The organism is Kibdelosporangium persicum (genome assembly GCF_013280595.1).
Classification (GTDB): domain Bacteria; phylum Actinomycetota; class Actinomycetes; order Mycobacteriales; family Pseudonocardiaceae; genus Kibdelosporangium; species Kibdelosporangium persicum.
On record NZ_JAAATY010000001.1, the window covers coordinates 490847 to 514239 of the forward strand.

The 23393-nt window shown below is 68.8% G+C and carries 17 protein-coding genes and 1 pseudogene; 8 read left to right on the forward strand and 10 right to left on the reverse strand.

Translation table 11 applies throughout. From position 1 onward, the window contains the following. Window positions 1-23: 23 nt before the first annotated feature. Both GC106_RS02270 and GC106_RS02275 read right to left on the reverse strand, forming a co-directional pair. Window positions 24-1160 (reverse strand): MFS transporter, encoded by a 1137-nt coding sequence (locus GC106_RS02270; protein ID WP_173123764.1) that lies wholly within the window; start codon window positions 1158-1160, stop codon window positions 24-26. Then, complete coding sequence (locus tag GC106_RS02275) at window positions 1136-1633, reverse strand: MarR family winged helix-turn-helix transcriptional regulator (protein ID WP_173123766.1); 498 nt, start codon at window positions 1631-1633, stop codon at window positions 1136-1138. The genes GC106_RS02270 and GC106_RS02275 overlap by 25 nt, the downstream gene beginning before the upstream one ends. Before the next feature lie 122 nt (window positions 1634-1755). Between GC106_RS02275 and GC106_RS02280 the strand changes: the two genes are divergently transcribed. Both GC106_RS02280 and GC106_RS02285 read left to right on the forward strand, forming a co-directional pair. Next, on the forward strand, window positions 1756-2202 hold the full coding sequence (locus GC106_RS02280) for a hypothetical protein (protein ID WP_173123768.1): 447 nt from the start codon (window positions 1756-1758) through the stop codon (window positions 2200-2202). 28 nt (window positions 2203-2230) lie between these two features. Continuing rightward, window positions 2231-2470, forward strand: a complete 240-nt coding sequence (locus GC106_RS02285; protein ID WP_173123770.1) for a DUF6480 family protein — start codon at window positions 2231-2233, stop codon at window positions 2468-2470. Between the two features lie 3 nt (window positions 2471-2473). Here GC106_RS02285 and GC106_RS02290 read toward each other — a convergent pair whose 3' ends face one another. After that, window positions 2474-3235, reverse strand: coding sequence for an IclR family transcriptional regulator (locus GC106_RS02290; RefSeq protein WP_173123772.1), 762 nt, complete (start codon window positions 3233-3235; stop codon window positions 2474-2476). 72 nt (window positions 3236-3307) lie between these two features. Between GC106_RS02290 and GC106_RS02295 the strand changes: the two are divergent. The 3 genes and pseudogenes from GC106_RS02295 (at window position 3308) to dmpG (ending at window position 6003) form a co-directional block, all read left to right on the forward strand. Beyond that, window positions 3308-4094: pseudogene (locus GC106_RS02295) on the forward strand (2-keto-4-pentenoate hydratase). Continuing rightward, complete coding sequence (locus GC106_RS02300) at window positions 4094-4990, forward strand: acetaldehyde dehydrogenase (acetylating) (RefSeq protein ID WP_173123774.1); 897 nt, start codon at window positions 4094-4096, stop codon at window positions 4988-4990. The pseudogene GC106_RS02295 and the gene GC106_RS02300 overlap by 1 nt, the downstream one beginning before the upstream one ends. After that, the gene (gene dmpG, locus GC106_RS02305) at window positions 4987-6003 is read left to right on the forward strand and encodes a 4-hydroxy-2-oxovalerate aldolase (RefSeq protein WP_173123776.1); all 1017 of its coding nucleotides are present in this window, start codon (window positions 4987-4989) and stop codon (window positions 6001-6003) included. Before GC106_RS02300 ends, dmpG begins: the two co-directional genes overlap by 4 nt. Before the next feature lie 58 nt (window positions 6004-6061). On the opposite strand, the gene GC106_RS02310 is transcribed toward dmpG, so the two are convergent. Genes GC106_RS02310 through GC106_RS02320 form a run of 3 tightly spaced genes read right to left on the reverse strand, consistent with a single transcriptional unit; the run spans window position 6062 to window position 13324 of the window. Next, on the reverse strand, window positions 6062-8803 hold the full coding sequence (locus GC106_RS02310; protein WP_173123778.1) for an AbfB domain-containing protein: 2742 nt from the start codon (window positions 8801-8803) through the stop codon (window positions 6062-6064). Between the two features lie 16 nt (window positions 8804-8819). Continuing rightward, entirely contained in the window at window positions 8820-10595 is a 1776-nt protein-coding gene (locus GC106_RS49190; RefSeq protein ID WP_312872360.1) for a glycoside hydrolase family 76 protein, read from the reverse strand. Beyond that, window positions 10592-13324: an RICIN domain-containing protein gene (locus GC106_RS02320; RefSeq protein WP_173123780.1), complete on the reverse strand. Its 2733-nt coding sequence runs from the start codon at window positions 13322-13324 to the stop codon at window positions 10592-10594. Before GC106_RS02320 ends, GC106_RS49190 begins: the two co-directional genes overlap by 4 nt. Before the next feature lie 673 nt (window positions 13325-13997). On the opposite strand from GC106_RS02320, the gene GC106_RS02325 reads away from it, so the two are divergent. Then, the gene (locus GC106_RS02325) at window positions 13998-15140 is read left to right on the forward strand and encodes an HNH endonuclease signature motif containing protein (RefSeq protein WP_173123782.1); all 1143 of its coding nucleotides are present in this window, start codon (window positions 13998-14000) and stop codon (window positions 15138-15140) included. A gap of 566 nt (window positions 15141-15706) precedes the next feature. Here GC106_RS02325 and GC106_RS02330 read toward each other — a convergent pair. Continuing rightward, window positions 15707-17230 carry an ATP-binding protein gene (locus GC106_RS02330; protein WP_173123784.1) on the reverse strand — a complete coding sequence of 508 codons (1524 nt, stop codon included), beginning with the start codon at window positions 17228-17230 and terminating at the stop codon, window positions 15707-15709. A 183-nt stretch (window positions 17231-17413) separates the two neighbouring features. Between GC106_RS02330 and GC106_RS02335 the strand changes: the two genes are divergently transcribed. Next, window positions 17414-18034, forward strand: a complete 621-nt coding sequence (locus GC106_RS02335; protein WP_173123786.1) for a helix-turn-helix transcriptional regulator — start codon at window positions 17414-17416, stop codon at window positions 18032-18034. Here the strand turns inward: GC106_RS02335 and GC106_RS02340 are convergent. Continuing rightward, on the reverse strand, window positions 18031-21603 hold the full coding sequence (locus tag GC106_RS02340) for an ATP-binding protein (protein WP_173123788.1): 3573 nt from the start codon (window positions 21601-21603) through the stop codon (window positions 18031-18033). The genes GC106_RS02335 and GC106_RS02340 overlap by 4 nt on opposite strands. A gap of 41 nt (window positions 21604-21644) precedes the next feature. Beyond that, a complete protein-coding gene (locus tag GC106_RS02345) occupies window positions 21645-22370 on the reverse strand; it encodes a methyltransferase domain-containing protein (RefSeq protein WP_173123790.1) in 726 nt (241 codons plus the stop codon). On the opposite strand from GC106_RS02345, the gene GC106_RS02350 reads away from it, so the two are divergent. Continuing rightward, entirely contained in the window at window positions 22348-22788 is a 441-nt protein-coding gene (locus tag GC106_RS02350; RefSeq protein ID WP_376777686.1) for a MerR family transcriptional regulator, read from the forward strand. The genes GC106_RS02345 and GC106_RS02350 overlap by 23 nt on opposite strands. On the opposite strand, the gene GC106_RS02355 is transcribed toward GC106_RS02350, so the two are convergent. Then, window positions 22772-23332, reverse strand: coding sequence for a superoxide dismutase family protein (locus GC106_RS02355; protein ID WP_173123792.1), 561 nt, complete (start codon window positions 23330-23332; stop codon window positions 22772-22774). The two genes, GC106_RS02350 and GC106_RS02355, sit on opposite strands and share 17 nt — an antisense overlap. Window positions 23333-23393: the final 61 nt, after the last annotated feature.

Below are 23393 nucleotides of genomic sequence, written 5' to 3' on the forward strand. Positions count from 1 at the left end.
GACATACCCGCCGGGATTTCCCCCTAACCGGCCGGTGGTGTCCGCGTGACGGCGAGCATGGTGCATCCCGCCGCCGCGAGCAGGGCGGCCGGGTAGCCGCTCCACTCGACGAGCACACCGGCGGCCGTGGGCCCGACGATGGTGCCGATGGTCAACGCGGTGTTGACCGCGGCGAGCCCGGCGGAGGGCCGGTCAGCGAAAACGACCGCGCTCCACAGGCCCTGGGCGGCGACCACGGCGTTGTAACCGGCTCCGAACAACACGGCCGCGACCAGGGCCAACGCCAGATTCGTCCCGGTGCCGAGCAGCACGAGCGCCGCCGTCAGCAGCACCACGCTCGTGACGTAGCCGCGCCGCAACCCGAGTGCGGTGAAGACCGTTCCACTGAGGGAAGCGAGAATCCCGGCCACGCCGCACACGGCGTAGGCGATCCGGGCGGGAGTGGCCGCGATACCGGCTTCACGCAGGGCGTCGACGCTGAACGCCCACCACACCGAGCTGCCGAGGCCGATCAGAACGGCCGACACGAGCAGCGGACCCGACCTCGGGCACACGAACCAGGACCAGCTCAACTCGACCCGGCGAGGCCGGATCGCGGCACGAGCGGGCGCACGCAGGACCGCGAGCACGCCGACGCCGACGGCCACGGCGACGAACACCAACCAGGCCAGCCGCCAGCTCTGACCGGCGGCGACGGCGATCGGCCCGGCGAGCGCCACGCCCCACCCGGTGCCCGAGCTGATCGTCGACCAGGCGAGCGCCCGCCGTGCCGGCGTGACCTCGACTTCGACGATGTCCGCGTACGGCGGGAAGGCCAATCCCGCCGCCGCGCCGGCCACCACGACGCCGACCGCCAGGGATGTGGCGTTCGTGGCCGCCGCGACAACCGTCATGCCTACGACTGCCAGCCCGGTCGCGCCACCCAGCGCCCACCGCGGGCCGCGCTTGGCCGTCAGCCAGACGGTGAGTGAGTTCGCGGCCAAGTAGGACAGGAACGCCCCGGAGGAGATCAGGCCGGCGGCGTCGGCACTCAGGTGTAACTCGGCCTGCATCTCGGGAAGCAGCAAGCCGTAGCCGTACCGGGCCAGCCCGAACGTCATGGCGATCATCGCCGCGCCGGGCAGGACCGTACGAGTCAGACGGTGTGTTGCAGTGGGCATTGGTCACATGCCTCCCGGTCGCACATCCGGCACACGCGCAGTGCGGGCATTCGAGTGGCCGCCAGGCCGTGCACGATCTTCGCCAACAGTTCTTCCAGGTGATGACGTTCTTCCTCGGTCAGCGTCGCGAGGACTTCGCTGAGCACTGCTTGCCGAGCCCGGAGGACCGCACGCGCCCTGACAGTCCCCGAGCGCGTCAACCGCAACTGCCGCTGGCGCGCGTCGCCACCTGCCGTGCGCGTCACCAACCCGGCGGCGACCAGCCGGTCGACGAGCCGCGTGCCGCCGGAACTGGTGAGGCCGAGCACGTCACCCAGCCACCGGACGGTCTGCCCGGGATGCGCCAGGAGAGTGACCAGCGCGGCACGGTCCGAGCCCGGCAAGCCGGTGCCCGCCGGACCGACGTCCGCGGCCAGCAACCGGTCGGCCAGCGCGAGCGACTGGGCACCGAGCAGATTCTCCAGTCTCGACATGCTGTCCATGGTCTATCAGTTGACTGACTCAGGCAACTTTTGGGCGGCTGCCGACCTGGTGGTCCGGCCAGGTGCCACCGGCAGGTGTTAGCCTCCGTCAAGACGGGAGGCGCAGGGGCGCGATGAAACTGACGATGCTCTGGGTGGCGGCCGTACTGGTCGCCGTGGCCGGGTGCGGCGGGACCTCTCCCGGGGACGATCCCACGCCGGCACCCCCGCCGCCGTCGACCGAATCCCCGACCGCGACAGCCCCGACCGGCACGACCCCGACTGGGACGACCCCGACTGGGACGACCCCGACTGGGGCCAGCCTGACCGTGCCGCCGTTACCGCCGAAGCCGTCCACCGGTGGCGGTGAAGTCGTGGTGGAAGGCGTCGTCAGCGCCGGAGTCGAGGCCGGATGCCTGGTGCTCGAGACAGGCAACGAGACGTACCTGCTGCTGGGCGCAGACCCCGCCATCGCCGCGCCGGGGCAACGCGTCATCGTGAGCGGCAAACCCGACCCGGGCGTGGCGACCACCTGCATGCAGGGCACGCCGTTCGCGGTTCGTGAGGTCAAGCGCGGGTAGCCGCCGCACCGGCGGGTACCCGGAGCCCATGACCACACCGCCTCCCGATCCCGATCCGGACCGCACACCCGGACTTGAGCCAGGCGGCGGGGTACGCCCCGGTGACACACCCCCGGACTCGGGCAGCACGTCCGGGCTGTCGCACCCGCAGCCGATCCCCAGCCGCGCGGTCCCGATCTGGGCGACCGTCCTGATCGGACTGTTCCTGCTGGGCGTGCTCGGCATGGTCATCGCCCAGACCGTAGGCCTGATCGACGCCCTGTGGTGAGGATCAGTCCCGCGACACCGCACCCAGATCCCGGGACAGGGCGAGCGCCGCGGTGCGGACCGCCGGAGCCATCCGCCGGACGTTGAGCCTGCCGGTCCACCCGGAGATTGACAGCGCGGCGACGACCTCGTTGTCGGCGCCTGTCACCGGGCTGGCCGCGCAGACCAGGCCCGCTTGGGATTCCTCGTAGTCGTACGCGATGCCGGTCGAGCGGATCGTCGCCAGCTCACGGCGCAGCACACCGGGCACCACTTTGGTGCGTTCGGCCAGCCGTGGCAGGCCGGTACGCATGACGTTCTCGACGACCTCGGGTGACGAGAACGCCAGGATCGCCTTGCCGACTCCGGTGGCGTGCGCGGGCAGTCTGCCGCCGACCCGGGACGGCAACGCGGGCGCGTCACGGTGGCGCAGGATCTCCACGTAGACGACCTCGGTTCCGTCCAGGACCGCCAGGTGCACGGTCTGACGCGTGGCGCCGCGGAGATCGGCCATGTACGGCAGCGCGGCGTCGCGGAGCCGGCGTTTGCGTGGCACCAACTCGCCGAGTTCGAACAGGTGCAGTCCGAGCACGACCGCGGTGCCCCGCCGTTCCACCATCCCGTGCGCTTCGAGCTCGGTGACCAGCCTGTGCACTGTGGACTTGGCCATGTCCGTGCGCCGGGCGAGTTCCGATATGCCCAGTTCGCGATCGTCCGGGGTGAAGGCGCCGAGGATCGCGAAGGCCCGGTCGAGCACGCTGCGAGCGTTCAGCTCAGTGGAACGCATGCGTTGCATTGTGGCCACCCGGGGCGCAGGGTGCAATCACGAAAGCGCACTCGCTGAGGAGAAAACGTGGCACTGGACGTCCAAGCCGCGGCAGCCACGCTGCTGCGGGCCTATCGCACCGGCGAGCCGGTCGAACCGTTGGTCACCCTGTTCGACGGGCTCGACGTCGACGGCGCGTACGCCGTCCAGCTCGCCCAGGTCGAGCAGTGGATCGCCGACGGCGCGGTCGTCAGAGGACACAAGGTCGGCCTGACCTCGGCGGCGATGCGACGCCAGCTCGGGGTGGACCAGCCGGACTTCGGTCACCTCACCGACCCGGATGTTCCACACCGAGACCGAGGTCATCGACATCTCGGCGTTCCTCCAGCCACGAGTCGAGCCGGAGATCGGGTTCATCCTCGGCGAGCCGCTGACCGGTCCTGGCGTGACCGTCGAGGACGTGGCCGCCGCCGTCGACCGGGTGGTGCCCGCGCTGGAGATCATCGACTCCCGGGTGCGTGACTGGCGGATCTCCATTGTGGACACCATTGCCGACAACGCGTCGTCCGGCGGAGTGGTGCTCGGCGCCACGACCACCGGACTGGCCGGTGTGGACGTTGTGTCGGCCACCGGAGTCCTCGAGGTGAACGGCGAAGTGGCCGGTACCGGCCCGGGAAGTGCCGTGCTGGGCAATCCGCTCAAGGCGGTGGCGTGGCTGGCGAACGTCCTCGGTGAACGAGGCGTGGCCCTGGAAGCCGGACATGTCGTCCTGCCGGGCTCGGTCACCGCCGCCGTCCCCGTCGCCGACGGGGACGTGGTCACCGCGACGTTCGACGGCCTTGGCCAGGTGACCGCACGGTTCGGGAAGGTGAGCGGCTGATGGGACAGCTGGCGGCGGCCATCGTCGGGCCCGGCAACATCGGCACGGACCTGCTGGCCAAGCTGCGCCGCAGCGAGGCCGTGGACGTGCGCTACCTGATCGGGGTGGACCCGGCGTCGGACGGGCTGGCCCGGGCCGCCGCCCTCGGCATCCGCACGAGCGCGCAGGGCGTGCCCTGGCTGCTGGAGCAGAACGAACTCCCGGACATCGTCTTCGAGGCCACGAGCGCGAAAGCCCATGCGGCCAACGCCGTTCGCTACGCCGAGGCCGGTATCCAGGCCATCGACCTGACGCCCGCCGCCGTGGGCCCGTTCGTCTGCCCGCCGGTGAACCTGCACGAGCACCTGAGCGCGCCGAACCTGAACATGATCACGTGTGGTGGCCAGGCGACCATCCCGATCGTGCACGCGGTGTCCCGGGTGACACCGGTGCCGTACGCGGAGATCGTCGCGTCGATCGCCTCGCGTTCCGCGGGCCCCGGGACCAGGGCGAACATCGACGAGTTCACCGAGACCACGGCACGGGCCATCGAGCAGGTCGGCGGGGCGGGCCGCGGCAAGGCCGTGATCATCCTCAACCCAGCGACCCCACCGATGATCATGCGGGACACCGTGTTCTGCGCGGTGTCACCGGACATCGACCGCGACGCGGTCACCGAGTCCATCCATCAGATGGTCGCGGAGGTCCAGCGCTACGTGCCGGGCTACACACTGCGCGCTGATCCGCAGTACGACGACCCCCGCGACGACTGGGACGGCAACGCCCGGGTCGGGGTGTTCCTCGAAGTCCGCGGCAACGGCGACTACCTGCCGGAATGGGCAGGCAACCTGGACATCATGACCGCCGCGGCCGCCCGCGTCGGCGACCTCGTCGCGACCGGGGCGGTGACACGATGAAGGCCGAGATCAGGCTGACGGACACGACACTGCGCGACGGCAGTCACGCGATGTCCCACCGTTTCACCGAAAAGCAAGTGCGGTCGGTCGTCGGCGCGCTGGACGCCGCGGGAGTCCAGGTCATCGAGGTGACCCACGGCGACGGACTCGGCGGTTCGACCTTCAACTACGGCTTCTCCGCGGTCGACGAGATCAAACTCGTCGCGGCGGCGGCCGAAACCGCGCGGCAGGCACGAATCGCCGTGCTGTTGCTGCCGGGCCTCGGCACCGTGCACGATCTGCGCCAGGCGTACGACGCCGGCGCCAGGGTGGCCCGGATCGCCACGCACTGCACCGAAGCCGACGTGTCGATCCAGCATTTCGGCGCGGCACGCGACCTCGGCATGGAGACCGTGGGCTTTCTGATGCTGTCGCACATGATCGAGCCGGACGATCTGGCCAAGCAGGCACGCGTCATGGCCGACGCGGGCTGTCAGTGCGTCTACGTCGTCGACTCCGCGGGTGCGTTGGTGCCCGACGACGTCACGGCGAGGGTTCGGGCGTTGATCGACTCGCTGGGCGGCGACGCCGAGGTCGGCATCCACGCCCACCAGAACCTGAGCCTCGGCGTGGCGAACTCCTTGGCCGCATGGCAAGCAGGCGCCAGGCAGGTCGACGGCACACTGTGTGCGTTGGGTGCGGGCGCGGGCAACGCCCCGACCGAAGTCCTGGCCGCGGTGTTCGACAAGCTCGGCGTCTACACAGGACTGGACGTTCCGGCATTGCTTGCCGCGGCGGAGGAAATCGTGCTCCCGTTCGTCGCCCGCCGCCCATGGGCCGGCCGGAACGCGATCGTCCAGGGCTACGCCGGTGTGTACTCGTCGTTCCTCCTGCACGCCGAGCGCGCCGCGGAACGCTATGGCGTACCGGCACACGAGATCCTCCGACGGGTCGGAGAGGCCCGCTACGTCGGCGGTCAGGAAGACCTGATCATCGACATCGCCATCGATCTGGCGAAGGAAACGGCCGCCTAACTCATGCGCGGAAGTGGTCGTCGCGGCCAGTCGGCCGCGACGACCACCGCCGGCTACTTCACGGCGTCCACGGAGCAGTCGACCGCCAGCTGACATCGGCGGCGTACGACGAAGGGTTGTCGTACGTGTGCGCGCCGCCGCTGGAGGCGACCCACACCTCGGCGTTGTAGTGCCGGACGTTCGTGCCCAGCTCGTTGATCGACGCCAACCGCACGGTGTCGGACGAGGACCCGGGCTGGGCGCAGAACGTCGCGTCCCGGCGATACAGATCCGAGTTCTCCAGCGGGCTCAACCGGACGCGGAACGCCTGGTGCCGCAGGTACTGGCCGGGCAGATTGCGGGCCTCCAGCGAATAGCAGGACGAATCCGCCAGCCCTGGCCGGACGACGAACGACGCGTCGGCCTTCAGCAACGGCTCACTGCCGCTGGTGACCACGTCCGTCCGGGCCAGGCCGTCCTGGTGCCGCAGATACCGGTCGGTGAAGCCCGGTGTGGTCACCTGGAACGACCGGACCGTGTTCACGGGCAGCGAGGCCCCGCTGCGCCACCACGGGATCGTCGCCGCCCAGGTGGTGTCCGCGGCGAAGTTCGCCGCGGTGTCCCACGGATTCGGCCCACCCGATCTGGCCAGGTAGACGACTTCGCCGTAGTGCCGGATGAACGAGCCTGGTGTGTCGTGGGACTCCAGGGCCGTCGCGCCGAGACCGGGCCGGGCGCAGAACGTGGCATTGCCCGCGAACGCGGCCGAACCGTCGTTCGGGTCCTTGCGGATGACCGAGTTGGCGTGCCGCAGGTACTCGCCGGGGAAGTTGCGCGACTCGAACGACAGGCAGGACGCGTTCGCCAGGCCGGGACGTGCCCAGAAGGTGCTGTCCAGCCTCAGCACGTCCGCGCTGCCGCTGTTGACGATGTCGGTCCTGGTCACGCCGTTCTGGTGGCGCAGGTACCGGTCGGTGAAACCGGGCGTGGTGACCTTCAGCGAGACCAGATCGCCCCGGCCGACCTCGGTCCCGGTGGCCCGCGCCAGCACCTCCAGGTTGACCTGGCGCACCCGGGACTCGGTCATCTTCAGAATCCGGCGGTCGTAGGTGTAGAACCCGTTGACCTCGTTCTCCACGTCGTACGGTTCCGTGTAGACCGAGCCGGACAGGCCACGGGTCTGCACGAACCTGCCGACCTCCCTGGTGATCTCCACATACCGGTTGGTCAACGACGTCTCGTCCGGATACAGCTCGCCGTACGCGAATCCCGCGCCTGGCTGCCATTCGTGCCCGACGACGCGACGCCCGAGACCGCCGTACTCACCGAGCACCGCGACTCTGGTCGCGCTCGGCAGCCTGGTGCCGCTGGACATCTGGTAGGCGTGGTCGTCCACCACGTCGCCGTTGGTCGGCTCCGGATCGGAGACACAGCAGTTCGAGCCGGAGTTGTGGTTGATCAGTCTCGTGTTGTCGATGCCCCGGACCAGGTCGACGATCCGCTGGTTGTCGTACTCGCCCCAGCCCTCGTTGAACGGCACCCACTGCACGATCGACGTGATGCCCTTGAGCTGGTCGATCATCCGGCGGAGCTCGGCCTCGTAGTTGACGTGGCTGCGTGCCGGGGTGTCGTCGACGGCGTCCAGCGAGGGCATGTCCTGCCAGACCATCAGGCCGAGCCGGTCCGCCCAGTAGAACCACCGGGCCGGTTCGACCTTGATGTGCTTGCGGACCATGTTGAAGCCCAGGGCCTTCTGGCGCTCCAGGTCGAACCGCAGCGCCGCGTCGGTCGGCGCGGTGTAGATGCCGTCCGGCCAGTAGCCCTGGTCCAGCGTGCCGAGCTGGAACACGAACTTCCCGTTCAGCAACGGCCTGAGCACGCCGCCGACCACGGCCTTGCCCAGCGACCGCATGCCGAAGTACCCGGTGACCACGTCGCCGCCGTTGATCATGGTCACCCGCAGGTCGTAGAGGAACGGGTCGTCAGGCGACCACAAGCGGGCGTTCGGCACCGGAATCCGGATGGACGAACCGGTGTTGCCGGTCGCGCTCCCGACGACCGCGCCGCCGCTGAGCACCTCGGCCCGCACCTGTCCGGCGGAGCCCTGCACGACCAGGTCGAGGGCGCCCGCCGGGACGTTCGGTGTGGTGTCCAGACGCGTGATGTGGCTGGCGTTCACCGGTTCCAGCCACACCGTCTGCCAGATACCGGACGCCGCCGTGTAGAAGATCCCGCTCGGGCTGCGGCGCTGCTTGCCGATCGGGAACGTGCTGCCGTCCACCGGCGAGAACACGCCGACGACGATCTCGTTGGCACCGGCCCGCAGCGCGTTGGTGATGTCGAACGAGAACGCGTCGAAACCGCCGGTGTGCGTGCCGATCTGGGTGCCGTTCACCCAGACCCGCGTCTCCCACGTGACCGCGCCGAAGTTCAGCTTCACCCGGCGGCCGTTCCAGGTGGACGGAACGGTGAACGTCCTGCGGTAGAACATGTTGTCCTCGTGCCGCATGATCCCGGACAACGCCGACTCGATCGGGTACGGCACCAGCACGCCTTCCGGCAGCGTCCGGCCGATCGGCGGGGTGTTGAGGTTGGGCGCGCCCTCGAACTCCCAGACGCCGTTGAGGTTCAGCCAGTCCGAGCGGACCAGTTGCGGCCGGGGGTAGTCCGGCAGCGCGTTGGTGGGGGAGACCTGGCTGGTCCACGGGGTGGTCAGCGGTGGTGTCTTCGGCACCCACGTGGCCGCGGCGGCCGCTGGTGCGGTGACCAGAGTGGCCGCGAGCAGTAAGCCCGTGAGCGCACCGATGATCGATCTGGACATTGACTCACTCCAGGGGTTATCCGTAGGTGACTGCGCCGAGGCCACTGGCCTGGGTACGCCAGTCGAGCTGGTTGGGCGAGCCCCCTGCCCAGCGCTGGCCGATCCGGTTGAGCGGGTCGCGGTCCGCCGCCCAGATCGAATTCGACTGCCGGGTCAGGAAGGGCCGGTGGCCGAGCTCGGCCAGATACCTGACGAAGATGCCTTTGAACTGCTTCTGGTTGTCGTCACACGAGTTCTGCCCGATGTCGCAGGACTCGGTCAGGACGCCGTCGCGGGTCAGCCCGGTCAGTGCCGAGTCCGCGAGCCGCCTCGCCGCGTCGAGGAATCTCGTCTCGCCGGTGGCCCGCCAGACTTCGTGCATCCCACCGATCGCCAGGCCCTGGTTGTACGTCCAGACCGTCTGGCCGTTGTTGCGGCAGTCCTGGGTCAGGCCGTCGTTGACCAGACCGGCGGAGTTGATCATTCCGCTGGCCAGGTACCAGTTCGCGGCCGTGCGGGCTCGTTGCGACCACACGGAATCGCCCGTGGTCCGCCGGTGCACGGCCGCGGTGAGCCGAAGATAGAGCCCGCTGGTGACGGCGTTCTTGTAGGTCCGTTCGCGGCTCCACCACACCCCGCCGCCACAGGTGGCCGGGTCCCAGTACTGGTGGAGGTATCCGGCGATCGTGGTGGCCATGCTCAGGTAGCGGGGATCGCCGGTGCGGTCGTACGCCGCGATCCAGGCAAGTCCCCACCAGCCCGCGTCGTCGACGGCACGGCTGATGAAGTTGCCCTCGATCGGGTCGGTGCCGCGCTGCCCGGCCGGGAACGTGCCGCGGTTGACGTCGAACGTGCGGGCGATCACCCAGTCGTACTGCCGGTCGCCCGTGTCGATCAGCGCGGTCAGAGTCGCGGCCGAGTTCCACCAGCTGCTCGGCCACCAGCCGGTGTAGGGATCGTACGAGTACATCAACGCGTCCGCGGCGGCGTGCGCCCGGCTCTGGACGGGACGGGCCCAGGCCGTGCAGCTACCTTCGGCGTGGCCGGCTTCCCGGCCGCACGCCCGCACCGCACCGCCGTAGTGACGGCCGCGCGGGTCCCGTGTCGCGAACATCGTCGTCCTGGTGGTGTTCGCGCCGGGCGCGATCGAGGTCCGGCCCAGTGACGACCCACCGGGCCAGCTCGCCCCGCCGTCCCAGGAGCGGTCCAGCCAGACCTCGTCGCCTTGACCGCCTGTTTCGATGCTGCCCCAGGCCATTCCGTTCTGGTCGGTGTGCAACCGGACGGTCCGGCCGTAGATCGTGGTCGACGGAACCGGCTGCGTGGGGCTGACCGCTTGTGCGGGGTCTGTCCGGTCACACTTGACGTCGCACACGACCGGGTAGATCCAGTCGGTGCACGCCACTCCACGGGCATCGCCGCACGCGCGGATCAGCCCACGCCGGTGCGCACGGGGATCGGAGATGTTGTACATCAGCGTCCGGGTGCCGGTCCACGTCCCGGGAATGCTCGCCTTGCCCAGCAACCCTTCCCAGGTGGTGCCGCCGTCCCAGGAGCGGTCCAGCCAGACGGCGTCACCGGTCACGCCGTTGTCGATGCTGCCCCACGCCATGCCGTCCGCGTCGGACACGTGCAGGACCAGGCGTCTGCCGTTGATGTTCTTCTCCGGCACGGGGAACGTCTCCTGCTTGGCCCGTGACGGGTCAAGCGTGTCGCACGCCAGGAAACACACCGCCGCGGCAGGCGTCACCGAAACCGGCGTGACCGTCTCGGTGGCGAGGAGGGCGACGGCGAGAACCGCTGCCCGGATCACAACAGGCGCCAGAGGTGATCGGCGGTGCCGTTGTCATCGAACTGGACGACTTGTGCGGAGTCGTCGTACGACATCAGATCGACGCCGAGAACCTTGCCGGAGTGGGCGTTCTGCAGTCGCCACAAGTTGTCCGAGTCCGCCCGGAACCGCCACAGGTGATCGGCCGTCCCGTTGTCCGCGAACTGCACGGCGTGCGCCGAGTTCGCGGTCGACATGTCCTGAATCCCGAGGACCTTGCCGGAGTGTTCGTTGCGAATCCGGAAGTAGCCGTTCGCGTCGGGCAGGAACCGCCAGTCGTGATCGGCCGTGCCGTTGTCGGCGAACTGGACCACCCTGGCCGAGTCCGCTGTGGACATCTGATCGACACCGAGAACCTTGGTGGAGTTGAGGTTCTGGATTCGCACGATCCCTTCCGGCATGATCCGCCAGAGGTGGTCGGCTGTTCCGTTGTCGTCGTACTGCACCACACGGGCGGAGTTCGCGGTCGACATGTCCTGAACACCGAGAACCTTCCCGGAGTGGACGTTCTTCAGGCGGAACCAGCCGTCGCCGTTGTCCACCACCTGCCAGCGATGATCGGCCGTGCCGTTGTCGGCGTACTGGACGACCTGTGCCGAGTTGGCGGTGGACATCCCGTCGACACCGAGAACCTTGCCCGACTGCTCGTTGCGAACCTTGACCTGACCGTTGCCCACGTCCACGATCCGCCACAGGTGACCAGGGGAGAACTGGACGACCCGGGACGTGCCCTCGACGGCCAGTTCCCTGACACTGTGCTTGTTCTGGATCCGGCACAGCACCCCGGGCGTGCCCCACCCCTTCGAGCCGCCGGTCTGCGGGAAAGCCGTGATCCTCAGCCGGGCCGCGGCCATCGGCACGAGCGTGACCTGCTGGACGGGTGCGTCAGTCGCCACCGGGCCGCTGTTCATGGTGCCGACCACGTTCTCGCTGTCGACCGTCCAATCCGGAATGGCCTGCGCCCGTGCGGTGAGCTGGATCGGCGCGTTGGCCAGCGTGAACGGATCGTTGAGGTCGCCGCCCGTGCTCACGGTGAACTGCTGGTTCGGGCGCAAGCCGTAGTTCCAGGCAGAGGCGGGTTTCACTTCGTATTCGGGCCAGTCGGCGGTGCCGGCGTAGCGGTTCCACCGTTCCTCGATGCGCAGTGAGAACGTCAACGCGCCGTAGTCCACGGATACCGCTTTGTTCTGCCAGATCCTGGTCCGTGGGCTCATCGGCAGCCTGAGCCGCACGATGTCGCCGGTCTGCCAGGTCCGGGTGATGGTGGCGTACTTCGGTCCCGCGGGCGCGATCACCGCGGTGCCGTTCACGGTCAGCAGCGGGTTCGCGCACCAGCTCGGAACCCTGACCGAGAACGGGAAACGCTTCGGCTGGGGAAGCGTCAGCCGGAACGTGATGGTGTCGCTGAACGGGTAATTGGTCTGCTGTTCGATCTTCGTCGTGCCGACCGTGACCGTCGAAGGACCGTACAGCGAGGCCACGATGCCGCCGTCGCTGGTCGTGAGCCACATTTCCTCGACGTAGTACGGCCAGCCCTGGCCGTAGTTGTGCGGGCAGCACCGGTACGCGTGGATGCCCGGCTTGTACGCCTGCATCGCGAAGCCGTTCTGGAACTGTCTCCTGGTTTTGGCGAAGTCGTCGAGCTGCACGCCGTTGGCGCTGGTGACGTAGTGCGTGACTTTGCCCTGGGGGTCAAGGCACGCGGGCAGCATGTTGAACGCCAGCTCTTCGGTCCGGTCGGCCCAGAGCGGGTCGCCGGTGATGCGGGTGAGCAGTTCGTGGCTCGCCATGAACTCGACGACACCACAGGTCTCGAAGCCTTGGCGTGGGTCACCGTAACCGGGGCGCGCGTTCTCGTCCCCGGCGAAGCCGCCGCCGGGGAACTGGCCGTACTGGGCCATGATCGCGTTGTAGACCCGGTAGACGGAATCCCGGTGCACGGGGTTCTTGCTCAGCTGCCAGTACTGCGCCGGCTCCCGGAAACCCTGGGCGAAGTTGACGTTGTGCAGGCTGGCTATGGTGTCGACCCAGCTCGCGGCGTGCCGGTGGATCCGGTGGGTGAGATCCAGCAGCGCCTGGTCACCGGTGCGGCCGTGCAGCCATACGAGGACGTCGATGGTGTCGCCCCAGCGGGTCGTGCCCCAACCGTCCTTGAAGACCGCGTCCGGTTGCCGTGTCATGAAGTCGAAGTAGCGGGTGAGAGCGCTCTCAACTCGTGCGTCGTCCCGGTACTCGGCCCACGATCTCAGGGCGTGCAACATCGGCATGTGCGGCCACAGGTCGGCGTGGCCGTTCAGGGAAGTGCGCTGGGCGCGCGGACCGAAGTAACCGTCCTGCGCCTGCGTGGCCAGGACCGCGTTGATCCAGCGCTCGGTGTCCGCGAGCACGCGGTCGTCCCCGGTGACGTAGCCGAGGTCGCCGTAGCCACGCAGCCAGTACGGGACCTCTTCCCAGCCGTTGAGGTCGGGATGGACCCAGCCGGTCTGGTCGAACCTCAGGAAGGGCGAGATTTCCGGGAAGCGGCCGTTGAGGCCGGTCAGTTGGCGGTCCAGCTGGGTGGCCAGCCAGCCGTGCGGCTCGACCGCTCCGGGTCTCAGTCTTTCGTAGGCCGCGGGAGCCGGGGCCGCATGGGCGGTGTGGTCCGGGAGCAGGGTGGTGGCTGCCGCCGCGGCGGTGGTTCTGAGCAGGGTTCTACGGCGGAACGACTTCATCGTCGGCCTCCAGGGTGCAGGGGAGTCCTGGTGCTTGCCGATCGTAGCGTGGTTACAACGTTGTGCCAACGTTGTAACGGCGGGTTGTCGCTTGGGTGGGCTGCGGTGCGGGGGTGGGTGCTTCTTGACCTTCCAGTCGCTTCGCGTCGGGCTTCTCGACCTTCTGGTCGGTTTCTGTTGTGGCTTCCGGTGCTTCCGGTCGCCTTGGTTTTGTGGCTTATAGGCCTTTTCGGTCGCTTTTGTTTTGTGGTTCTTGGCCTTCTGGTCGCCTTGGGATTGGCTCGAAAACCTTCCGGTTGCTTTGCGCTTGTAGTCCTTGACCTTCCGGTTGCCTGGTTCTGTGGCTCTTGACCTTCCGGTCGCCTTGCGCTTGGGCTTGGAATCTTTCGGTTGCTTTTGGGTTGGGGCTTCTGGCCTTTCTGTTGCTGTTGCGCTGGGGCTCCTTGTCGTGGGCGGGGCGGCTCGATTTGACAAAGGGGCCCTGGGGCGGCCTCGGGGAGGGAGCCGGGGAGACCCCCACAGCCATGCTCATGCCACTCCCTACAGGCAGTCGGGGCCTCCCCGCACCGGAGAGTTTCCGGCCGCCCCCACCCTTTGTAAAATCGAGCCTTCGTCCGGGGATCGGTTGCTTCTCTTGCTGTTACACTTTATCTTTTTCTGCTATACTGAACTTATGTTCGATCCTCGGTCTTTGAGCTTGCCCCAGGCTGTTTCCCGACTCGCCGGGAACGCTCGGCTGCGTGCCGCCCTTGACGCCGAGGACGCTCGACTGCTCGCATGGATCGCCGAACTCTCCCCTCCCGAACGAGACGGGACACGCGTCGCCGACGGCGTCGCCGAGATGATCGCGGTCGAACTGAACATCAGCCCCCAGGACGCTCTCGCGAAGCTGCTGCTCGCCCAGGAAATGGTCAATCGCCTGCCCGCAACCGTGGCCGCCCTGGCAGCCGGAGACATCGACGCCACACGCGCGGCCACGCTGACCCAGCAGACCACCGTCCTGCCCGACGACACAGCCCGATGGGTCGAACAACGCGTGCTGGAACGCGGGCCACGAGCAGACCACTCCCGGTTCCGCAACGCCATCCGCTACCACGTCACCCGCTCCGACCCCGACGCCGCCGAACGACGACGACAAAAAGCCCAGCAAGAACGCGACGTCAAGACCATCGACCTGCCCGACGGCATGGCCCAACTCAACATCACCCTCGACGCCGCCGAAGCGATCACCGCGTTCAACCAGATCGACGCCCTGGCCAAACAACGCACAACCACAGACCGGTCACTGCGGCAATGCCGCGCAGACGTGTTCATGGACCTCATACTCGGCAAAAACATCCGGCGCACCGCACTGACCACCAACGTGACAGTTCCGGTCACCACACTGGCAGGCCTCACCGACACTCCCGGCGAACTCTCCGGCTACGGGCCGATCACCGCCGAACACGCCCGCGAACTCGCCCAACACACCACCTGGCGACGCATCCTCACCGACCCCGCGGGCCACGTGCTGGAAGTCAGCCGATCCAGGTTCGCCCCACCATCCCTCAAGCGCCACATCCACCTACGCGACCGCACCTGCAGGCAACCCGGCTGCACCCAACCAGCCGAACGCACCGAAATCGACCACACCCAACGCCACACCGACAACGGCCCCACCAGCCACACCAACCTCGCCGCCTTCTGCAAACCCCACAACCTCCTCAAAGAACGCACCACCTGGAAAGTCACACAACCCACCCCCGGCACCCTCACCTTCACCACCCCCACCGGCAAAACCATCACCACCCACCCCACCCCCTACCCCCTCGAATAACCCCCCACCCCCACCAACCCCAGGTAAACCCTCGTGAGTGTTTATCAGGGTTAGAACCCGGATAAACACTCACGACCCCCACCCAGCCAGGCTGGAAGGCGACAAGAAGGGAAAAGGCCCTGGACGAAGGCTCGATTTTACAAAGGGTGGGGGCGGCCGGAAACTCTCCGGTGCGGTGAGGCCCCGACTGCCTGCAGGGAGTGGCATGAGCATGGCTGTGGGGGGGCTCCCCGGCTCCCTCCCCGAGGCCGCCCCAGGGCCCCTTTGTCAAATCGAGCCGCCCCGCCCACGACAAGGAGCCCCAGCGCAACAGAAGGCCAAAGAACCACCAGCCACAACCCAAAAGCAACCCGAAGGCCCAGAAGCCAGACACCAAAGCGACCCGAAGGTCCAGAAGCCCAACCCAAAGCAACCGAAAGATTCCAAGCCCAAGCGCAAGGCGACCGGAAGATCAACAACCACAACCCAAAGCGACCAGAAGGACCAAGAACCACAGCGCAAGGCGGCCGGAAGGGGCAAGAGCCACAGCGCAAAGCAAGCTCGAAGACCGCAAAGAACCACAAGACCTAAACCAGAGACTGCCGAACCAACCCATGCCGAAACCGAAAGAGAAGTCCGGACTCGACAAGAAACCCGAAATCGACAGCCTCCTCAACAGCCCCCACCAGGGAAGTCACGGAAACTCCCATCACCGAAGCCACGTCAGCCAGGTCAAAAGCCTCGCCAACCCCGGCCGCAGCCCGAAGCACTCGCTGAGCCGCCTCCGAAAGAAACCCGACCCACCGCACAACGACGTCCGTAACACTCGAACCGTCCCGAAGAGCCCTGGCGACGTCCAGGACGAACCCGGGGTTTCCCGCCGCGACGTCCACAAGCGACCCGGAAACCCCTGCCAGAGAAGCCAACTTCGAAGCCTCGTCGGAGGAAAGCCCGGAGAGCCGGAGAACTTCACCGCCGCCGGGCCCGACCCTGGCCCGAAGCCGGTCGACCTCGGTCCGCCGGGGAACCGGCCGGCACACCCCCACCACGAGCAGGGGCTCCCGTTGGGCGAGCTTGCTCAACCGATGCCAGGCCAGCAATCCTGTGTCGTCCACGTCCTGCAAGTCGTCGGCCACGATCACAGCAGGCCCGCTCAACTGATCAACCTCCCCCGGAGAGGCCCACACCACCGGAAACTCCACGTCAGCGAAAGCCGTGGCGAGCAGAGCCGACTTGCCCGCCCCCGGCCCGCCTTCGACCCACAAGGTCCCACCCCGCCCGCGCTCCAGATCGGCCAACCGCGCCCGGACGACGGCGAGCTCACGCTCCCGGCCCACGAGAACGTCAGGCACGGACGGCCGCACGGCCACCCGCGGAGCAGCGGCGATCTCCGAGTGAACGCGCCGCAGCGCGGCCCCAGGCTCAATTCCGAGTTCGTCGATCAACCGCCGCCGAGCTTCGGCGAAGACGGCCAGCGCCTCGTCATCCCGGCCGAACCGGTGCAAGGCGGTCATCAGCAGCCCTGTCAACGACTCCCGTAACGGGTATTCACGGACCAACCGCCGCAGTTCCGGCACGGCTTCCTGGTCCGAAGCCGCGATCAACGCCTCCGCCCGGCGTTCCAGGGCCGCCAGGCGCAGCTCCCCCAGCCGCTTGCGCTGCGAGGCCGCGAACGGCGATTCCACCCCGCCCAACGCGTCGCCCTGCCACAACGCGAGCGCCGAATCCAATGCCGTACGGGCCGCGGCGATGTCACGGCGGTTCCACGCCGACTGCGCGGCTTCTCGTAGCGCGTCGAATTCGTGCACGTCGAGCGCGCCGGGGTCGAGTTTCAACGAGTAGCCGGAGCGGGCCGAGACCAGGGTTTCGCTTGACCGGCCGAGCACGTGCCGCAGCCGGGAGATGTAGCTGTAGAGGCTGTTGCCCGCTCCGGCCGGGGCTTCGTCGCCCCAGACCGCGTCGATCAGGGCTTCCCGGGAGACCACCTGGTTGGCCCGGATGGCCAGGACCGCGAAGACGGCCCGCTGCCTGCCCGGACCCAGGTCCAGTTCCCCGTCGCCGCGCCACGCGGTGAGCGGCCCCAGCAACCGGACCCGCAGGGTTTGCCGCATCCGTGAATCCTACTGGGTGCATCCGGGCAACATTTGCCCGACGAATGGCCCTGAACTGGGTGTTCCTCTGGTGATCGGACAGTTGGCCGGGCACTCTCACGGTGAGCCCTGCGGTCGACAAGACTTCGTTAAGACTTCTCGCACAGACTTGTCCGCACACCGATCCAGCGTGTGGAGGAGTCGATGGAACAGGTGCGCGTGGCCGTCCAGACATCGGACCCGATGTCCCACGTGGGGCTGGCCAGTTTTCTCGGGTCCCACCGGGAGTTGACCGTCGTCGACGGCACCGGGGAGCAGCCCGACGTGGTGGTGTTCTCGTCCGACCGGCTCGGCAGCGAGGCGATGGCCCGGTTGCGGCAGACCGCGGCCGAGTTCGCCAAGCCGACCGTGCTGATGACCGGGGATCTCGGCGATGCTCCGCTGTTGACCGTGGTCGAGTGCCATGTGGTGGCGATCCTGCCCAAGGCGACGGTGACCGGCACCCAGCTCGTGGACAGTGTGCTGGCTGCCGCCGAGGGTAACGGCGTCATGCCGCGCGACGTGCTGGGCCAGCTTCTGCGCCGGGTCGAGGTGTTGCAGCGTGAGGTGCTGGCGCCGAACGGGCTGAACGCGTCCGGTCTGCAGCCACGCGAGGTCGATGTGCTGCGGTTGATCGCGGACGGATGGGACACCGAGGAGATCGCGCAGGAGTTGAAGTACTCGGAACGGACCGTCAAGAACGTCATCTACAACATGACCGCGCGCCTGCACCTGCGCAACCGGGCTCATGCCGTGGCGTACGCCCTGCGGGCGGGTGTGATCTAGGAGGCCTGCCGGATCTCCGACCGCGAGCCCACGCCGAGCTTCGCCATGATCTGCCCGACGTGGGCCTGAACTGTCCGCCGGGGCAACGACATCCGGGTCGCTATTTCCGGATTGGACAGTCCATTCGCGACCATCGCGGCGATCTGCTGTTCCGCGGCCGACAGCGTCTCCCAGTGGTTGCCCCCGGCGCCGGGGACGGCGTGCATGGGTTCGCGGATGCCGAACTCGCTCATCCGGGTCTTCGCGCGGGCACGGTCCCCATGGGCACCCAGGTCGACGTAGATCCGGATCGCTTCGCCGTACGCGGCCATCGCGTCGGTTCGCGCGTCGCGTGCGGCCAGCAGCACCGCCGCGTCCTCCAAGGCGGCGGCCAGTTCGACCGGACGCCCGACCGTCCGGTAGTGGTCCACGGCCACCAGCGCGGGTTCCGGATCGCGTGTGGCCAGGGCTCTGCAACGGTGCAAGGCCGCGTACGCACGGGCCGGCACCAGCTCACGGTCGGCTTCCATTTCGGCGATCGCCACGGCGTCGTCAACGAGCGCCGAATCGTGCGCCTGGGACAACCTGATGATCTCCGGGAGCCATTGGTGGCGCAGCATCATCTCCGCATAGGCCGGGTCGAGCACGGGCGCGAACTCCGCCAGCGCGCCCGGGATGTCGCCGCGCTGGGTCGCCGCCAACGCACGGGCCGCCAGCAGGAAGTCCTGGCTTTCCCGCTCCGAGTCGGTGATCACCAGGTAGCGTTCGGCCGCGTCGAGGTTCGCCACGAGCCCGGCGCGGTCGCCCCTGCGGCCCGCGATCAACGCCGACACGCCGTGCAGCAACAGCCCTGCCGGACCGGCGTCCATCAGGCCCGCGTACGTGATCGCCGGGCCGTCCTCGGTGATGGCGTCCAGTTCGTACAGTGCTTCGTCCCAGCGCCCGGTCCAGTAGTAGTGCACGGCCGCGGCGACCTGCGGACCGGCCGGCAACCGGTGCTCGACCATGAGTTCGTTGGCGGCGCGCAGGTTTTCGTCCGCGTCGGCCATCCGGTCGAGGTTCTGCAACGTGAAGAGCCGGTTGTCCAGCAGGTCGAAATGCATGCCCGCGAGGCCGGAATCGCCGCGCACCGCGTCGATCGCCGCGTCGACGTGCCGCAACGCTGTCTCGTGGTCGCGCCGGATCGTCGCCACGAGCCAGCGGCTCTGCAACGCGTGCGCGACGAGTCCCGCTTCGTCGTTCGCCTTGGCCTTCTCGTACGCCTCGCGGGCGGTGACCTCCAGAACGTCCAGGTCTGAGATGTCCCTGCGCACATGGGCGAGCATGAACTTGCGCCGCTGCCGCCACTCCTCGGGCACCACTTCGTCCACTTCGGACTCTGTGAGGACGCGGATCGCGTCCTCACGTCGCCCGCCGCGGTAGATGATCGCCGCGAGCAGTTGCCGGAGTTCCTCGGAGCGCACCGGGTCGGTCGAGATCGCCAGCGCTTCCCTGGTCTGGTCCTCCGAGTCCCGGGTGAGCCGGAAGTGCACCCGGACCAACGCGGCCAACAGGACCTCCCGCGCCGGGTCGGCCTGGTCCATCGCCGCGAGGACGGCTTCGAGCAGGTCGGACGCGATCAACGGCGCGTGGTTGGCGATCTCCGTGACGTGGGTGACCAGCCAGCCCGGCACCCAGGATTCGAGGCTGGACAAGGCGGCCACCAGTTGTTCGGCGACCCGGATCGCGGGCGCGTCCGCCGCCGCCAGCGCCTTGGCCGCCTCGCGGTGCAACACGACCCGCACGGCCGGGGAGATTCCACTGTGGATCGCCTCGCGCATCAACGGGTGCCGGAACACCAGGCGCGGTCCTTCGCCGAAGACCACGTTGGCGTCCACCGCGTCGACGAGCGCCTCGCGCAGATCCGCGGCCGGGCGGCCGGTCAGCGCCACCACGTTGTCCATTGTGGCCTCGGGACCGAGCACGGCCATCCACCGCAGGACTTCGTGTGTCCCTTGGGGCAGCGCGCCACAGGTGCGCTCGACGGCGTCCGCGAGTGATCTCGGCGCCGCCTCGACCCGCGACTGGTCGATGTGCGCGACGCCGTCGACCAGGTCGACCGCCGCGTCACGGACCAGTCCGTTGACCATTTCCCTCAGGTAGAGCGGGTTTCCGCCGGCCCGGTCGGCGACCCGGCGCAGCAGTTTGCCCGGTGTGGCCCCGACCAGGTGGCCCGTCAGCGACTCGACGTCGTCGGGCGGCAACGGCTCCATGGCGATCAGCTGGGCACGGGACCGCAACTGGTCGAGCTCCGCACGGCCGTGGCCGGTCCGCGAGCACGTCACCAGCAGCAGCGGCAACTGCCGGGTCGCCGCGGACAAGCGCCGCCAGACGTGCACGCTGGCCTCGTCGGCCCATTGCACGTCGTCGATCACCAGGACCACGGGTCCGTGCGCGCACATCCGGTCGACCAGCGCGAGCATCCGGTCGACGGCGCCGGAGATCGGGTCGTCCTCGTCGCGGCCGGTGTGGACCTGCAGATGGCGGGCCAGGTCCGCGCGGTCGCTGTCCGGGGACTTCACCGTGATGCCCAAGCATTCCATGATCAGCCGGAGCGGGAACCGGACGTCCGGCTCGTCGGCGATCGCCCAGCCGAGCTGGCAGCCCTGGCCCTGGACCTTGCCCACCGCCTCGATCAGCAGCTCCGACTTGCCGATGCCGGGATCGCCCTCGATCCAGACCATGCCGCCGCGTCCGGCGAGCACGTCGGTCACCCGGTCGCGCAGCTTCGCCACCTCGGTCGCACGGCCGACGAACAGCCGCGTCTCGCTGTTGGCGATGGCGGCGACGTGCGCGGGCATCACCGACAACGGCACGACCGTGCGTTCGTTGCCCGCCAGAATCTCCGCATGCACCTGACGCAATCCCGGGCCCGGCCCGGTGCCCAGCTCGCGCAGGAGCGTCTCGCGGGTTTCCTGGAACACGGCCAGCGCCTCGGCGTGCCGTCCGCTGCGCGCGAGCGCCAGCATCAGCAGCTCCCGCAACGATTCCCGCAACGGGTGCTCACGGACCAACGTGCCCAGGTCGGCGGCGAGTTCGACGTGCTGCCCCAGCTCGAGCCGCGCTTTGGCGGACGCTTCGGCCGCACGCAGCCACGACTCCGTCAGCCTCGTCCGTTCCTGCGCGGCGAAGGGCCCGGGAATCCCGGCCAGCGCCTCGCCGCGCCACAGGCTCAGCGCTTCGCTCAGTGTCGCGGCGGCCTTGGCGGTGGCGGATTCCCGGCCGGCCCGGGCGGTCAACGTGTCGAAGATCGTGATGTCGACCCGGTCGGATGGCAGCCGCAGCGTGTAACCGTTGTCCGCGGACGCCAGCACGTCCTTGCCCAGGATCTTGCGCAGGTTCGAGATGTAGAGGTAGACGGCGCTGGCCGCGCTGTGCGGAGCGGCCTCGCCCCAGACCGCGTCGATCAGCTCCGCACGAGACACCACCTGGCCCGCGCGCACGGCCAGGACAGCGAGCACCGCTCGTTGCCGGGGCGGTCCCAGCTGAAGCTCGACGTCGCCGTCGACCGCGCTGACCGGGCCCAGCAACTGGACACGTAACCCCGACACAACGCACAGGCTACCGGGAGTGAGAGCGCTTACACCAACGGTCAGCGGGCTGGTACGCCGGAAACGCCGCTTTCGTCCGGCCGGGTCGCGCTCGCCACGAACATGGGCAGCGCGAGGAACAGCCTGCCGGTCCGGGCCCGCTCGGCCTGCTCGGCCTGCCAGTCCTGGTCGTCGGTGAGGTTTCCGATCACCGGCAGCACGGCCGGATCCGTCCACACCATGGTGTGCACCTCCACGGCGACGTCCTGGAAGCCGTTGTCCAGCAGGTAGTTCCGGTAGTGGCGGGCCGCGTGGGGCGTGGCGATGGCGTCCGCGCGGTCGTGCACGACCTGCCGGGTCCGGGACGGGTCGTCCGAGGCGATCACGAACGTGTCCCAGTCCTGGCCCACCAGGACGATCCGGCCGCCGGGCGCGAGCACGCGGTACGCCTCGGCCACCGCCCGTGCGGGGTCGTCGAGGGCGTGCAGCACCTTGTCCGCCCGGTAGCCCAGGACGTCGCGGACCGGCAGGTCGTAGGCGTCGCCCACGCGGAAGTCGTGCGGCCACCGGGCCTTGGCCGCCTCGATCATCTGCGGGCTGACGTCGACACCGATCGGGCCGGCCCCGAGGGCGGCCAGTTCGTCGACGGCACGGCCGGTGCCGCAGCCGACGTCCACGACGGGCGCGCCTTCGGGCAGGTCGAGCAGTTCGTACGTGCGGGCGCGCAGCTCGGGCGCACCGGGCAGGCTGTCGGCGAGGTCGAGGATGGGGATCAACGAAGTGGACATGCCCGCCATGCTGGGACTTAATGTCGACATGAAGTCAAGCGAGATCGGGCCGGTCGCCGCGCGCTTCGGCCTGGCCACCCACGTTCTGCGGCACTGGGAGTCGGTGGGCCTGCTCGCGCCCGAGCGGCAGGGCGACCGCCGCCGCTACCGGCAGGACGATCTCGACCGGATCGCGATCATCCTGCACGCGAAGGAAGCGGGGTTCAGCCTGGAGGACATCCGGGAGATGTTCGTCGACGGCGACCCGGCCGACCGCAAGGAGATCATGCGCCGGCACCGGGCCGACCTCGCCGAACGCATCGCCGCGCTGCAGGCGGCGCTCGCGCTGGTCGAGAAGGGATTGGCCTGCGAGCACGAGGACATCACCCAGTGCCCCACCTTCCTCAGGGCGATCGGGCTGGCTAGAAGTCCACGCTGAGGCACGCCAACCGGGCCCCGGCGGTGCCCGCGTGTCCCGGCTCGGTGTGCGTGTGCGTCTCGTGGATCACCACGGACGAGGCCTCCCGCCCGTCGAAGCGCCACGGCACCCGGGCCACCGCGAAGGCGTTGCCCTGGCGGTCGGTCGTGAAGTCGAGCCAGACCTCGTTGCGCGGGTTGGCGTAGGCCGGGTCGACGGACGGCTGGACGGGGTCCTTCTTGTCCTGGAAGTGCGGGCCTGAGTCGGCAGGCGCCGCCCCGCACGGCTTGACGTGCACGTGCGCGCCGTACTCACGTTCGGGCAGCAGTCCCCGCGTGGTCAGCAGCACGGTCGTGCCCTGCGGAGCCTCGACGCCCACCACCGACAGCACGGCGCCTGCGGGAGCGAGTTCCTGGTTGTAGGTGACGCCTTCGGCGCCCGGGTGGTACGGCTGGATCTCCGACGACGCACTGGTCACCCGCAGGGACGGGATCTCCGCGGCGGACGCCGTGCCACCGAGCAGCACAGCAGCGGGAACGATCGCGGCCAAGGCCAGGTAACGCATGGTCACTCCTCCACTGGGGACACTCTGTGTGGATAGTGCCCCATCCAGCGGCTCGGCGCCG

Excerpts from the sequence above, each read along its gene's own strand:
- GC106_RS02300 (WP_173123774.1), top strand. The coding sequence starts at position 4,094 with ATGGGACAGCTGGCGGCGGCCATCGTCGGGCCCGGCAACATCGGCACG.
- GC106_RS02310 (WP_173123778.1), bottom strand. The coding sequence starts at position 8,803 with ATGTCCAGATCGATCATCGGTGCGCTCACGGGCTTACTGCTCGCGGCC.
- GC106_RS02270 (WP_173123764.1), bottom strand. The coding sequence starts at position 1,160 with ATGCCCACTGCAACACACCGTCTGACTCGTACGGTCCTGCCCGGCGCG.
- GC106_RS02280 (WP_173123768.1), top strand. The coding sequence starts at position 1,756 with ATGAAACTGACGATGCTCTGGGTGGCGGCCGTACTGGTCGCCGTGGCC.
- GC106_RS02320 (WP_173123780.1), bottom strand. The coding sequence starts at position 13,324 with ATGAAGTCGTTCCGCCGTAGAACCCTGCTCAGAACCACCGCCGCGGCG.
- GC106_RS02345 (WP_173123790.1), bottom strand. The coding sequence starts at position 22,370 with ATGTCCACTTCGTTGATCCCCATCCTCGACCTCGCCGACAGCCTGCCC.
- GC106_RS02355 (WP_173123792.1), bottom strand. The coding sequence starts at position 23,332 with ATGCGTTACCTGGCCTTGGCCGCGATCGTTCCCGCTGCTGTGCTGCTC.
- GC106_RS02330 (WP_173123784.1), bottom strand. The coding sequence starts at position 17,230 with ATGCGGCAAACCCTGCGGGTCCGGTTGCTGGGGCCGCTCACCGCGTGG.
- GC106_RS02290 (WP_173123772.1), bottom strand. The coding sequence starts at position 3,235 with ATGCGTTCCACTGAGCTGAACGCTCGCAGCGTGCTCGACCGGGCCTTC.
- dmpG (WP_173123776.1), top strand. The coding sequence starts at position 4,987 with ATGAAGGCCGAGATCAGGCTGACGGACACGACACTGCGCGACGGCAGT.
- GC106_RS02275 (WP_173123766.1), bottom strand. The coding sequence starts at position 1,633 with ATGTCGAGACTGGAGAATCTGCTCGGTGCCCAGTCGCTCGCGCTGGCC.
- GC106_RS02350 (WP_376777686.1), top strand. The coding sequence starts at position 22,348 with ATGGGGATCAACGAAGTGGACATGCCCGCCATGCTGGGACTTAATGTC.
- GC106_RS02285 (WP_173123770.1), top strand. The coding sequence starts at position 2,231 with ATGACCACACCGCCTCCCGATCCCGATCCGGACCGCACACCCGGACTT.
- GC106_RS02325 (WP_173123782.1), top strand. The coding sequence starts at position 13,998 with ATGTTCGATCCTCGGTCTTTGAGCTTGCCCCAGGCTGTTTCCCGACTC.
- GC106_RS02335 (WP_173123786.1), top strand. The coding sequence starts at position 17,414 with ATGGAACAGGTGCGCGTGGCCGTCCAGACATCGGACCCGATGTCCCAC.